The sequence below is a fragment of the Rathayibacter sp. VKM Ac-2801 genome (genome assembly GCF_009834245.1).
Classification (GTDB): Bacteria; Actinomycetota; Actinomycetes; order Actinomycetales; family Microbacteriaceae; genus Rathayibacter.
Map to the genome: position 1 here is coordinate 1040605 of NZ_CP047183.1, position 12925 is coordinate 1053529.

The window sequence follows — 12925 nt, forward strand, 5'->3', positions numbered from 1 at the left end:
GCCGCCCCTCTCGACCCCGATCACCCCAGGAGTCCCCTCATGTCCGTCGTCCTCGTCGTCAACAGCGGATCGTCGTCGTTCAAGTACCAGCTCATCGAGATGACCACCGAGGAGACCCTCGCCAGCGGCCTCGTCGAGCGGATCGGCGAAGACACCGGCCGCACGAAGCACACCCGCGACGGGGAGTCGTTCGAGATCGAGGGTCCGATCCCCGACCACACCGCCGGCTTCGACGCGATGATCCGCGCGTTCGGCGAGCACGGCCCGAGCCTCGACGAGTTCCCTCCCGTCGCCGTGGGACACCGCGTCGTGCACGGCGGCAAGCGCTTCTTCGAGCCCACCGTGGTCACCGACCTGGTGAAGATCAACATCGAGGACCTCGCCGACCTGGCTCCGCTGCACAACCCCGCCAACCTCGAGGGCATCGAGGCCGCCCAGAAGGCCTTCCCGGACGTCCCGCACGTCGCCGTCTTCGACACCGCCTTCCACCACACGATCCCGGCCGAGGCGTCGACCTACGCGCTGCCCGCCGAGCTCGCCGAGAAGCACCGCGTCCGCCGCTACGGCTTCCACGGCACCTCGCACAAGTTCGTCTCGGAGGCCGCCGCCGCCTACCTCGGCCGCCGCCGCTCCGACCTGAAGACGATCGTCCTGCACCTGGGCAACGGGGCCTCCGCCTGCGCCGTCGACGGCGGCGTGTCCGTCGAGACCTCGATGGGCATGACGCCGCTCGAGGGCCTGGTGATGGGCACCCGCTCCGGCGACCTCGACCCGGCCGTCGTCTTCCACCTCGCCCGCAAGGCCGGCCTCTCGATCGACGAGCTCGACACCCTCCTCAACCGCCGCAGCGGGCTGCTCGGCCTCACGGGGCGCGGGGACATGCGCGACGTCCAGGAGGCGGCCGAGGCCGGCGACGAGCAGGCCCGCGCCGGACTCGAGGTCTACTACCACCGCCTCCGCCACTACATCGGCGCCTTCTACGCCCAGCTCGGACGCGTCGACGCCGTCGTGTTCACGGCCGGAGTCGGCGAGAACGTCGCCGCCGTCCGCGCCGGCGCCCTGCGCGGCCTCGAGGGCCTGGGGATCGAGCTCGACCCCGAGCGCAACACCTCCGCCGACCGTGGCGCCCGCCGCATCTCGACCGACGACTCCCGCGTCGCCGTCCTCGTCATCCCCACCAACGAGGAGCTGGAGATCGCCCGGCAGTCCTTGTCGGTCGTGTAGCGGCGGAGCCGCGACACGACTCGCGGTCGGCTTCTCGTCGGGCTGCGTTCCGCAGAGCGGGTCGCGTCGGGCTGCCGGACATCGCTCGCACGCGATCTCCGGTCGCGCCCTCCACCTTCCGCGGTCGGCTTTTCGAAGTGCCCCCTACCGCAGAGCGGGTCCTGTCGGGCTGCCCGGAATCGCCGGCACGCGGCGGTGCTTGCTCGTCGTGCAGCGGTGACCCGCTGCACGACCGCGGTCGGCTTCTCGTCGGGCTGCGTTCCGCAGAGCGGGTCCTGTCGGGCTGCACGGAATCGCCGGCACGCGATTCCGGGTCGCGGCCCTCTGCCGGATACTCGACGCCTCTCGCTGGTCGAGCAGCCGCGGGTCGTGGCGTATCGAGACCCGCCCAGTACAACGGTGGGGGATCTCGACACGCCCGCTGCGCGAGCTCCTCGATCAGCATGGGCCGCTCAAGGAGCCCGCTGCTCAGGGCAGCAGGCGGGCGTCGCCCGCGTAGAGGTTGAAGCCGGAGCCGCGGCTGAAGCCGATCAGGGTGAGGCCGGAGTCGCGGGCCAGGTCCACCGCCAGCGACGACGGAGCGCCGACCGCGGCGAGCAGGGGGATGCCGGCCATCACGGCCTTCTGCACCAGCTCGAACGAGGCGCGCCCCGAGACCTGCAGCAGCGTCCCCCGCAACGGCAGCCGTCCCGTCCGGAGCCCCCAGCCGACCACCTTGTCCACAGCGTTGTGCCGCCCGACGTCCTCCCGGAGCGCCAGCAGCGAGCCGTCCGCGTCGAACAGCCCGGCGGCATGGACGCCGCCCGTCCGCTCGAACACCGCCTGCGCCTCGCGGAGCCGGTCCGGGAGCGAGACCAGCAGCTCCCGCTCGACCCGCAGCCCGTCCTCCGCCACGCTCCACGCCGAGTCGGTGGCGACCGCTTCGAGCGATGCGAGCCCGCACACTCCGCACGAGCTCGTCGTGTACACCGACCGCTCGCGCTCGAGCAGCACCGCCTCCCGCCCCCCGCGTACGCTCGCGTCGACCACGTTGTACGTGTTCTCGCCGGGCCCGGAGCCGCTGGCGCAGTAGCGCATCGCCGCGAGCTGCTCCGACTCGGTGAGCACCCCCTCGGACACCAGGAACCCGGCGACCAGATCGAAGTCGTCGCCGGGCGTGCGCATGGTCACGCTGAAGCGCCGTCCGCCGACGCGGATCTCGAGCGGCTCCTCGACGGCCAGGACGTCCTCGCGGCGGCGCGGCGGATCATCGGCGCGGACGGCGGTCAGGCGGGTGCGGGCGACACTGCGGCTCATGGGTCTCCTCAGGCGGTGGAGGTCATCCTCCCACCGGGAACCGGGAGCGCTGCCGGGGTGCGGACGTACGATGCAGGAATGGTCGATGACGCCGAGCCCCGCGAGAGTCCGATCGACGAGAGCCGCCTCTCCGTCCGGTCGCCGAAGAGACGCGCCGTCGGGATCCCCGGCGTCGCCCACGCCCTCGAGATCTCGCTCAAGCAGATGGGCCCGGTGCGCAGCGCCGAGACGCTCCTGCGGGTGAACCAGAAGACCGGATTCGACTGCCCGGGCTGCGCCTGGCCCGAGAACGACAAGCGCCACGTCGCCGAGTTCTGCGAGAACGGGGCGAAGGCTGTCGCCGAGGAGGCGACGCTCCGCACCGTCACGTCGGCGTTCTTCGCCGCGCACCCCGTCTCGGAGCTGGAGGAGTGGGACGACTTCGCACTCGGCCAGCAGGGCCGGCTCACCGAGCCGATGCTGCTGGAGGAGGGCGCGACGCACTACCGGCCCGTGGGCTGGGACGAGGCGCTCGACCTCGTCGCCGAGGAGCTGCGCGCCTGCGCGAGCCCCGACGAGGCGATCTTCTACACCTCCGGCCGGACCTCGAACGAGTCGGCCTTCGTCTACCAGCTGATGGTCCGCGGCTTCGGCACCAACAATCTGCCCGACTGCTCCAACATGTGCCACGAGTCCAGCGGCTCCGCCCTCACCGAGACGATCGGGATCGGCAAGGGCTCGGTGAGCCTGCGCGACGTGGAGCGGGCGCCGCTCATCATCGTCGCCGGCCAGAACCCCGGCACGAACCACCCGCGGATGCTGACAGCTCTGGAGCGCGCCAAGCGCGCCGGCGGCACCATCGTCGCCGTGAATCCGCTGCCGGAGGCGGGGCTGCTCCGCTTCCAGAACCCGCAGACCGTCCGCGGCACGCTGGGCGACGGCACGGCCCTCGCCGACCACTTCCTGCAGGTCCGGCTGGGTGGCGACCAGGCCCTGTTCCAGGGTCTGGGCAAGGCGCTGCTCGAGGCGGAGGAGGCGCGCGGCGACGTGTTCGACCACGCCTTCATCCGCGAGAGCACCGGCGGCCTCGCCGAGTACCTCCACGGGCTGCGGGAGGTCCAGTGGGACGAGATCGAGCGGGCGAGCGGGATCGACGAGACGCGCATCCGCACCGTCGCCGAGCTGATCGCGGCGTCCGAGGGCACCGTCGTCTGCTGGGCGATGGGCCTCACCCAGCACGCGCACTCCGTGGCGACGCTCAAGGACGTCGTGAACGTGCTCCTGCTCACCGGCAACATCGGCAAGCCGGGCGCGGGCGTCTGCCCGGTGCGCGGCCACTCGAACGTGCAGGGCGACCGCACGATGGGCATCTTCGAGCGGATGCCGGACTCCTTCCACGACGCGCTGGATCGCGAGTTCTCCTTCTCCTCCCCGCGCGTGCACGGGACGGACACGGTCGCCGCGATCCGGGCGATGCGCGACGGGAAGGCCCGCGTGTTCATGGGACTCGGCGGCAACTTCGCCCGGGCGACGCCCGACAGCGGAGTGACGGAGGCGGCGATGCGCTCGCTCGCCCTCACCGTGCACGTCTCGACCAAGCTCAACCGCTCGCACGTGGTCACCGGCCGGCGCGCGCTGATCCTGCCCACCCTCGGCCGCACCGACTCCGACGTGCAGCGCTCGGGCGAGCAGCGGGTCACGGTCGAGGACTCGATGAGCGCCGTGCACGCCTCCCGGGGCCGCCTGCGCCCGCCGAGCCCGGGCCTGCGCTCGGAGGTGGCGATCCTCACGGGGATCGCGGAGCGGCTGCTCGAGGGCCGCGAGAACGTCCCGCGGGTCGACTGGGCGGGATTGCGCGACGACTACCGCCGCATCCGCTCACACATCGCCAACGTCGTCCCCGGCTTCGACGGCTTCGAGGCCCGGATCGACGTGCCCGGCGGCTTCGTCCTCCCGCATCCGCCGCGCGACTCGCGACGCTTCGACACCCCCTCGGGGCTGGCCCGCTTCACCGCGAATCCACTCGAGTATCCGCGGGTGCCGGAGGGCAGGCTGCTGCTGCAGACGCTGCGCTCGCACGACCAGTTCAACACCACGATCTACGGCAAGGACGACCGCTACCGCGGGATCCACGACGGCCGTCGGGTGGTCTTCGTCCACGCCGACGACGTCGCCGAGCTGGGCTTCGCGGACGGCGCGATGGTCGACCTGGTCTCGGAGTGGCCCGACGGTGTCGAGCGGCGGGCGGAGGCGTTCCGCGTCGTGGCGTACGACACGCCCCGCGGCTGCGCGGCCGCCTACTACCCCGAGACGAACGTCCTCGTGCCGCTGGACTCGACCGCGAAGATCAGCAACACGCCGACCTCGAAGTCGGTCGTGATCCGCCTCGAGCCCGCGTCCTAGGCCTCACCAGGGCAGCGGCAGCAGGCGCACGGAGTCGCCCGCCGCCGCCCCCGGTGCGGGCACCACGGCGACGGCCTCCGAGGCGGCGAGCCCGGTCAGCATGTGCGAGCGGATGCCCGCGGAGGCCCGCCAGCCGTCCTCGCCGGAGGAGACGGGCACGAGCACCGTGGTCCCCGCGCGCCCGAGCGGCTCGGCGAGGACGCCGCGGCCGAGGGGGCGGGCAGCGGCGCCGGACACCGCGTCGAGGGCCGGCGGCAGGAAGGAGAGCGCGGCGAGCAGTGCGGCGAGCGGATTGCCCGGCAGCGCGATCACCAGCGTCCCGCCCGGCAGCAGCGCAGCCATCGTCGGGTGGCCGGGGCGCATGCCGACGCCGTCGACGAGGACGCGCGCCCCCACGGCATCGAGGGCGCGGCGGACCGCATCCACCCGGGAGCGCCCGGTCCCGCCCGTGGTGAGCAGGATCGGCGCCGTGCCCGCCAGCAGTGTCCGGGCGATCGCGTCCTCGTCGTCGCCGCGGCGCACGACCTCTCCCACGGCTCCGCCCGAGAGCTCGACGAGCGCGGGCAGCAGCGGCGTGAACGCGTCGCGCACGCGTCCCGCAGGCGGCATCCCCTCGGTGTCGACCTCGTCCCCGGTGAGGAGCAGGTCGACCGCGGCGGGCGGGCGGACGTCGAGCGCGTCGATCCCGGCGACCGCGAGCAGGGCGAGGTGCGCGGGAGTGAGGCGTGTCCCGGCGCCGACCAGCACGGCTCCGCGCGCGGCCTCGTCGCCCGCGCGCCGGATGTGGCGGCCGGGCGGGAGGGGCGCCCGGGCCGTGAGCAGGTCGTCGTGGACAGCGCCCTGCTCGGTCGGCAGCACCGCGTCGCTCCACTCGGGCACGGCGGCGCCGGTGACGATCGGAGCGGCGGTGCCGACCTCGAGCGCCCAGGGCCCGGGGCCGCGCACGGCCCAGCCGTCCATGGCCGAGGAGTCGTAATGGGGGAGCGGCCGCGCGGCGGCGACGTCGTGGTCGACGACGGCTCCGCGGGCGCCGAGGAGGGGGACGGTCGAGACGCTCGAGCGCGCCACGGCGTCGCCGACGATCCGCCGGGCCTCGTCCCAGTCGGTCGCCTCGTGCCCGTGCGCGCTCATCCCGTCCATTCTCCCGGGGCTCGGGGCGGGCCCTGGGCAGGACCCGCCCCGTCGGTCATCCCAGGTAGCCGTTCGGGTTCAGCACGAACTTCTTCGCGGCGCCCTTGTCGAAGTCGGCGTAGCCGCGGGGAGCGTCGTCCAGGCTGATCGCGGTCGCCTGGACCGCGTCGGCGATGTGCACCCGGTCGTGCAGGATCGCCATCATCAGCTGCCGGTTGTACTTCATCACCGGGCACTGGCCCGTGGTGAAGGACAGCGACTTCGCCCAGCCGAGCCCGAGCCGGATCGACAGCGAGCCCTCCTGGGCCGCCTCGTCGACTCCGCCCGGGTCTCCCGTGACGTAGAGGCCCGGGATGCCGAGGGCGCCGCCCGCCGCGGTGATCGACATCAGCGAGTTCAGCACCGTCGCCGGCGCCTCCTTCCCCGAGTCGGCGCCGTTGCCGTGCGCCTCGAAGCCGACGGCGTCCACTCCGCAGTCGACCTCGGGCACTCCGAGGATCTGCTCGATCTGGCCCGCCGGATCGCCCTTCGAGACGTCGACCGTCTCGCAGCCGAAGGAGCGCGCCTGCGCCAGACGCTCCTCGTTGAGGTCGGCGACGATCACGACGGCCGCTCCGAGCAGCTGCGCTCCGACCGCCGCGGCCAGTCCGACCGGACCCGCCCCTGCGACGTAGACCGTGGAGCCGACGCCGACCCCGGCGGTCACCGCGCCGTGGAATCCCGTCGGGAAGATGTCCGAGAGCATCGTCAGGTCGAGGATCTTCTCGAGCGCCTGATCGCGGTCCGGGAACACCAGCAGGTTCCAGTCGGCGTAGGGGACCATCACGTACTCGGCCTGTCCGCCGACCCAGCCGCCCATGTCGACGTAGCCGTATGCGCTGCCCGGGCGGTCCGGATTCACGTTGAGGCAGATGCCGGTCTTGCGCTCCTTGCAGTTGCGGCAGCGGCCGCAGGCGATGTTGAACGGCACGGACACGATGTCGCCGACCTTGACGAACTCGACGTCGGGGCCGACCTCCACCACCTCGCCGGTGATCTCGTGGCCGAGCACGAGGTCCGACGGGGCCGTGGTGCGGCCGCGGACCATGTGCTGGTCCGAGCCGCAGATGTTCGTTGAGACGGTGCGGAGGATGGCGCCGTGCGGCAGCTTCCGCCCGATGTTCGCCGGATTGACGCCGGGTCCGTCCTTCAGCTCGAAGGTCGGGTAGTCGATGTCGATGACCTCGACGACTCCGGGGGACTTGTAGGCGACGGCTCTGTTGCCTGACATGCGGGGCTCCTTCAGATGGACGACCGCGGCGCAGTCGGCCGCGGGAGTCCTGCGCCGCGCTCGGTCCGAGCCGCGGCACCGGGACTCGGGGGAACCGTACGGCGTCGGCCTGGTGCCGGATCGAGGCCGGTGGAGTAGCGTCTCAGGAGGCGTGCGGACGGTCGTCCACCGCCCGGTGCGAGGCCGCGAGCGCCGCGTCGAGCGCGTCCCGCCCGCCCCCGGCGAGGCCCGCTGCGTAGCCCGCCAGGAACGTCGTCAGCGGAGCCGCCGGCCGGACCACTCCGTGCGCCGCGCGACCGGCGAGGGCGAGCAGGGCGTCCCGGTCCACCGGGACCTCGCCGAGGCCGAGCGCGGAGCACAGCTCGGCCCACCAGTCGGCGAGCACCTCCTCGGTGGGGCGGGCGCCGTCGGAGGCGGAGGAGCGGGGGCCGGTGGTGTCGTCCATCCGCTCAGTCTGCGCCGCGCGGGCCCGGCAGGTCGATCCCGTGCCGGAGCGCGTCGGCGGGCGCGTCGACGTCGTCGGTCGTCCCCCCGGGGACCGCCACGAGCCGCGGAGGCGGGTCCCGGAGGAGGGCGCGCACCGAGGCGCCGTCGGGATTGCCGAGCGCGGCGAGCGCGTCGAGCAGGGCCGCCCGCCGGTGCACGCCGAGGAGCTGCTGGGCGCGGCCGTCGGCGTCGACGGCGAGGAGGGAGCCCTCGACGGCGCTCGCCGCGACCTCCAGCAGCCGGTGCACGGCGGGAGCGGGAGCGACGAGATCGGCGGCGAGCACGACGACCCACTCCGGAGCGCCCGGCCGGTCGAGCAGGGGCAGCGCGGCGGCCAGGCCCGCGACCGGGCCGCCGAACGGGGGATCCTCCTGGACGAGACCGGCGCCGTCGACGGCCGGTGCGAGCGACGACGGTCCGGCCACGACCCGCCTCCCGGCTCCGCGCACGGCTGCGAGAGCCGTGCCGAGGAGCGTCGACTCGCGGTGCCGCAGGAGCGGCTTGACCGCGCCGCCGAGGCGGGAGGCTTGTCCGCCCGCGAGCACGACCGCGTCGAAGCGGGGGAGCGGCGGCGGGAGCACGGGACCGAGGCTACGCGGGCTCCGGTCTCCGCCGCCCGGCTCCGGTGTCGGAGGTCGCGGCTACTCTTGTCGGGTGGTAGCAGCCCTGTATCGCCGGTACCGGCCCGAGACGTTCGCCGAGATGATCGGCCAGTCCCAGGTGACGGATCCGCTCATGACGGCGCTCCGCACCAACCGCGTCAACCACGCCTACCTCTTCAGCGGTCCCCGCGGCTGCGGCAAGACCACCTCGGCGCGCATCCTCGCCCGCTGCCTCAACTGCGCGACGGGGCCGACCGACACCCCCTGCGGCGTCTGCGACAGCTGCGTCGAGCTCAGCCGCGAGGGCCAGGGCTCGCTCGACGTGGTCGAGATCGACGCGGCGAGCCACAACGGAGTCGACGACGCGCGCGATCTGCGCGAGCGCGCCATCTTCGCCCCGGCTCGCGACCGCTTCAAGATCTTCATCCTCGACGAGGCGCACATGGTCACGCCGCAGGGCTTCAACGCGCTGCTCAAGATCGTGGAGGAGCCGCCGGAGCACGTGAAGTTCATCTTCGCGACCACGGAGCCCGACAAGGTCATCGGCACGATCCGCTCGCGCACGCACCACTACCCGTTCCGGCTCGTCCCGCCGGCCCAGATGCTCGACTACACGCAGGAGCTCTGCGAGCGCGAGGGCGTGCACGTGGCGGCCGGCGTGCTGCCGCTCGTGGTCCGTGCGGGCGGCGGGTCCGTCCGCGACACCCTCTCCCTGCTCGACCAGCTGATGGCCGGCTCCGAGGCCGAGACCGTCGAGTACGAGCGGGCCGTCGCCCTCCTCGGCTACACCCACGGCGCCCTCCTCGACGAGGTGGTCGACGCGCTCGCCGAGCACGACTCCGCCGAGGCGTTCGGAGCGGTCGACCGCGTCATCCAGACGGGGCAGGACCCGCGCCGCTTCGTCGAGGACCTGCTCGAGAGGCTCCGCGACCTGATCGTCGTCGCGGCGACAGGGGGAGCGGCCTCCGCCGTGCTCCGCGGCGTCTCGCAGGACGAGCTCGACCGCATGGCCGGCCAGTCGCGCGCGCTCGGCCTGGCCGAGCTCTCCCGCATCGCCGACGTGGTCAACGAGGCCCTCACCGAGATGACCGGTGCGACCTCGCCGCGCCTGCACCTCGAGCTGATGATCGCCCGCACCCTGGTGCACGGCACCGGCGCCGGCATCGCCCCCGCTGCGGCGCAGGAGGAGCGCCCGCGGCACGTCGCCGCGCCGCGCGAGACCGCGGTGCCCGCCGCGCGGTCGTCCGAGCCGTCTCGCGCGTCCGAGCCCCACCACGCCTCGCACGCCGCCGCTCCCGGCTCGGTGCCCGAGTCCCTCGCGGCCGCTCCGCGCACCGAGGCGCCGGTGACCGCGTCCGCACCGGTCGCCGCGCCGCCGGTGAAGGAGCCCGAGGAGACGGCGGCCGCGCCGGAGGCGAACGAGTCCGCACCGACCGGACCGGGGCGCCCGCGCGCGACGACCGCCGGGACGGCTCGTCCGGAGCCGGTCGAGCAGGAGCCGTCGGACCAGGCCGCGGCGTCCCCTGCCCCTGCCCCTGCCCCTGCCCCTGCCCCTGCGCCTGCCCCTGCGCCGGCCGCCGCCGCGCCCACCACCTCCGCACCCGAGGCCCCCGCCGACGGCGCGATCACCCTCCAGCGGATGAAGGACACCTGGCCCGAGATCCTCGAGGTCGTGCAGAAGGCGAGGATGACCGCCTGGCTGGTGGCCTACACCGCCCAGGTGCGCGCCCTCAAGGACGACGTGCTGACCCTCTCGTTCCCGAGCCAGAACGATGTCGAGTCGTTCAAGATGCCGGGCACCGCGGGCCAGCCCGGGGTCAGCGAGCACCTGCGTCAGGCCATCCAGCAGGTCCTCGGCCTGCGGGTGAAGTACATCGCCCGCGTCGAGCCGCGCGCCGCCGCCCCGGAGGCCGAGCGCGCCGCCGTCGAGGCGCCCGCGGCACCCGCCCCGGCTGCGGCGGCCGCGGCCGCGACCGGCTCCGACGGCTGGGCCACGGTGGCGATCCCCGCCGATCCGACCCCGGCGGCCGAGGCGGCGGCTCCCTCCGGTCCGGTCGAGGCGCCCGCCGCGGCCCCCGAGCCGGCGCGCGCCGCCGCTCCCGTCGCCGCCGCTCCCGCGGCAGCCGCTCCTGCCGGCGACGAGCCCCCGTTCGACGAGGAGCCGCCGGAGGAGGACATGCCGCCTGTCGAGCCGCCGATGCCCGACTCCTGGGCGACCGTCGCGCCCCCCGGCGAGCCCGCCGCCGCGCCCGAGCCCGCCGCCCCGTCGCGGCCCGCCCCCGTCGCCGAGTGTCCGGCTCCGGCCGCGCGCCCGGTCACCCGCACGACCCGCTCGGCGACCGCCGACGGCCGTCAGCGCTACGGCGAGGCGGTCGTGCGCGAGATCCTCGGTGCCCAGTTCATCGAGGAGCAGCCCCACACGCCGCGCGGCCCTCGCGTGACCGGCGCGTGAGACCCCGCCGCCGCCCCGCCGCCGCCCGCACCGCCACCCCCGTCCGCCCCACCCGAGAGGAGGCGACCGCATGTACGAAGGCATCGTCCAGGAGCTGATCGACGAGCTCGGCCGGCTCCCCGGCATCGGCCCGAAGTCCGCCCAGCGCATCGCGTTCCACATCCTGCAGACCGAGACGTTCGACGTCACCCGGCTCGCCGAGATCCTGCTCGAGCTGCGCGATCGGGTGCACTTCTGTGACATCTGCGGGAACGTCGCGGAGGAGGCGACCTGCGGGATCTGCCGCGATCCGCGCCGCAGCCGCGCCGTCATCTGCGTCGTGGAGGAGGCGAAGGACGTCCCGGCGATCGAGCGCACCCGCGAGTTCCGCGGGCTCTACCACGTGCTCGGCGGCGCGATCAGCCCGATCGACGGCATCGGCCCGGATCAGCTCCGCATCCGCCAGCTGCTGCAGCGGCTCGCGGACGGCGAGGTGCAGGAGGTCATCATCGCGACCGACCCGAACCTCGAGGGCGAGGCGACGGCGACCTACCTCTCGCGCATGCTCAGCACCCTCGGCATCCGCATCACCCGGCTGGCCTCCGGGCTGCCCGTCGGCGGAGACCTCGAGTACGCCGACGAGATCACTCTCGGCCGCGCCTTCGAGGGCCGTCGGCTCGTCGAGAACTGACACGGCCGCCGGAGTCGCATGACCGCTCCGGCATGCGGTCGACCGGTAGACTCGCCCGTCGGGTCGCGACGGCGGTCCAGCCACCGACACGGGAGCAGTACGTGAGCCTGATCGTCCAGAAGTTCGGCGGGTCCTCCGTCGCCGACGCGGAGAGCATCAAGCGGGTCGCGAAGCGGATCGTCGCCACCAAGCAGGCGGGCAACGACGTGGTCGTCGCCGTCTCGGCCATGGGCGACACCACTGACGACCTGCTCGAGCTCGCCCACCAGGTCACGCCCATCCCCGCCCCCCGCGAGCTCGACATGCTGCTCTCCTCCGGTGAGCGCATCTCGATGGCGCTGCTGGCGATGGCGATCAAGAGCATGGGCTTCGAGGCCCGCTCCTTCACCGGCAGCCAGGCCGGCATGATCACGGACGCGCAGCACGGCGCCGCCCGCATCGTCGACATCACCCCGGTCCGCCTCCGCGAGGCGCTCGACGAGAACGCCGTCGTCATCGTCGCCGGCTTCCAGGGCTTCAACCGCGACACGAAGGACATCACCACCCTCGGCCGCGGCGGCTCGGACACCACCGCCGTCGCGCTCGCCGCGGGACTCGGCGCCGACACCTGCGAGATCTACACCGACGTCGACGGCGTCTTCACCGCCGACCCGCGGGTCGTCAAGAAGGCCCGCAAGCTCGACCGCATCACCAGCGAGGAGATGCTCGAGCTGGCCGCCGCGGGCGCGAAGGTGCTGCACATCCGCGCCGTCGAGTTCGCCCGCCGCCACGGAGTCACGCTCCACGTGCGCTCCTCCTTCAGCCCGAACGAGGGCACCATCGTCTACAACGCCGAGACCGCCGGCGCCGAGCAGAACGGACAAGCCGTGGAAGAGCCCATCATCGCCGGAGTCGCCGCCGACCTGAACGAGGCGAAGATCACCGTCGTCGGAGTCCCCGACATCCCGGGCAAGGCCGCGCAGATCTTCACGATCGTGGCCAAGACCGGCTCGAACATCGACATGATCGTGCAGAACGTGTCCGCCGCGGCCACCGCCCGCACCGACATCTCGTTCACGCTGCCCAAGGCCGACGGCCAGACGGTCCTCATGGCTCTCAACGCCGAGAAGGACGAGGTCGGCTTCGAGTCCCTGCAGTACGACGACCAGATCGCCAAGCTCGCGCTCGTGGGCGCCGGGATGCGCACCAACGCCGGCGTCTCGGCGAAGCTGTTCCGCTCGCTCTACGAGGCCGGGATCAACATCGAGATGATCTCCACCAGCGAGATCCGCATCTCGGTCGTCACCCGCGCCGACACCGTGAACGAGGCCCTGCGCGTCGTGCACACCGCCTTCGGGCTCGACGCCGAGGACGAGGCCGTCGTCTACGCCGGCACCGGCCGCTGACGGCCGAGCGACCTCGCGATCCGGCCG

The 12925-nt window shown here is 73.6% G+C and carries 10 protein-coding genes; 5 read left to right on the forward strand and 5 right to left on the reverse strand.

Annotated features, from left to right (window positions below; genetic code table 11):
• Positions 1-39 precede the first annotated feature (39 nt).
• Positions 40-1224, forward strand: a complete 1185-nt coding sequence (locus GSU45_RS04775; RefSeq protein WP_159913143.1) for an acetate kinase — start codon at positions 40-42, stop codon at positions 1222-1224.
• Positions 1225-1692: 468 nt separating this feature from the next.
• On the opposite strand, the gene fdhD is transcribed toward GSU45_RS04775, so the two are convergent.
• Positions 1693-2520 carry a formate dehydrogenase accessory sulfurtransferase FdhD gene (gene fdhD, locus GSU45_RS04780; protein WP_159913145.1) on the reverse strand — a complete coding sequence of 276 codons (828 nt, stop codon included), beginning with the start codon at positions 2518-2520 and terminating at the stop codon, positions 1693-1695.
• A gap of 78 nt (positions 2521-2598) precedes the next feature.
• Between fdhD and GSU45_RS04785 the strand changes: the two genes are divergently transcribed.
• Positions 2599-4902: an FdhF/YdeP family oxidoreductase gene (locus GSU45_RS04785; protein ID WP_159913147.1), complete on the forward strand. Its 2304-nt coding sequence runs from the start codon at positions 2599-2601 to the stop codon at positions 4900-4902.
• A gap of 3 nt (positions 4903-4905) precedes the next feature.
• Here GSU45_RS04785 and GSU45_RS04790 read toward each other — a convergent pair whose 3' ends face one another.
• From GSU45_RS04790 to GSU45_RS04805, 4 genes are all read right to left on the reverse strand, one after another.
• Entirely contained in the window at positions 4906-6033 is a 1128-nt protein-coding gene (locus GSU45_RS04790; RefSeq protein WP_159913149.1) for a molybdopterin molybdotransferase MoeA, read from the reverse strand.
• A 55-nt stretch (positions 6034-6088) separates the two neighbouring features.
• The gene (gene fdhA, locus GSU45_RS04795; protein ID WP_104225123.1) at positions 6089-7303 is read right to left on the reverse strand and encodes a formaldehyde dehydrogenase, glutathione-independent; all 1215 of its coding nucleotides are present in this window, start codon (positions 7301-7303) and stop codon (positions 6089-6091) included.
• A 142-nt stretch (positions 7304-7445) separates the two neighbouring features.
• Positions 7446-7748 (reverse strand): DUF6457 domain-containing protein, encoded by a 303-nt coding sequence (locus GSU45_RS04800; RefSeq protein ID WP_244248218.1) that lies wholly within the window; start codon positions 7746-7748, stop codon positions 7446-7448.
• A gap of 4 nt (positions 7749-7752) precedes the next feature.
• The gene (locus tag GSU45_RS04805; RefSeq protein WP_244248219.1) at positions 7753-8370 is read right to left on the reverse strand and encodes a nucleotidyltransferase family protein; all 618 of its coding nucleotides are present in this window, start codon (positions 8368-8370) and stop codon (positions 7753-7755) included.
• Between the two features lie 73 nt (positions 8371-8443).
• Between GSU45_RS04805 and GSU45_RS04810 the strand changes: the two genes are divergently transcribed.
• The 3 genes from GSU45_RS04810 (at position 8444) to GSU45_RS04820 (ending at position 12898) form a co-directional block, all read left to right on the forward strand.
• Positions 8444-10843 carry a DNA polymerase III subunit gamma and tau gene (locus GSU45_RS04810; RefSeq protein ID WP_159913151.1) on the forward strand — a complete coding sequence of 800 codons (2400 nt, stop codon included), beginning with the start codon at positions 8444-8446 and terminating at the stop codon, positions 10841-10843.
• Positions 10844-10913: 70 nt separating this feature from the next.
• Positions 10914-11513 carry a recombination mediator RecR gene (recR, locus tag GSU45_RS04815; protein WP_159913153.1) on the forward strand — a complete coding sequence of 200 codons (600 nt, stop codon included), beginning with the start codon at positions 10914-10916 and terminating at the stop codon, positions 11511-11513.
• A gap of 101 nt (positions 11514-11614) precedes the next feature.
• Positions 11615-12898, forward strand: coding sequence for an aspartate kinase (locus tag GSU45_RS04820; RefSeq protein WP_104222160.1), 1284 nt, complete (start codon positions 11615-11617; stop codon positions 12896-12898).
• Positions 12899-12925 lie beyond the last annotated feature (27 nt).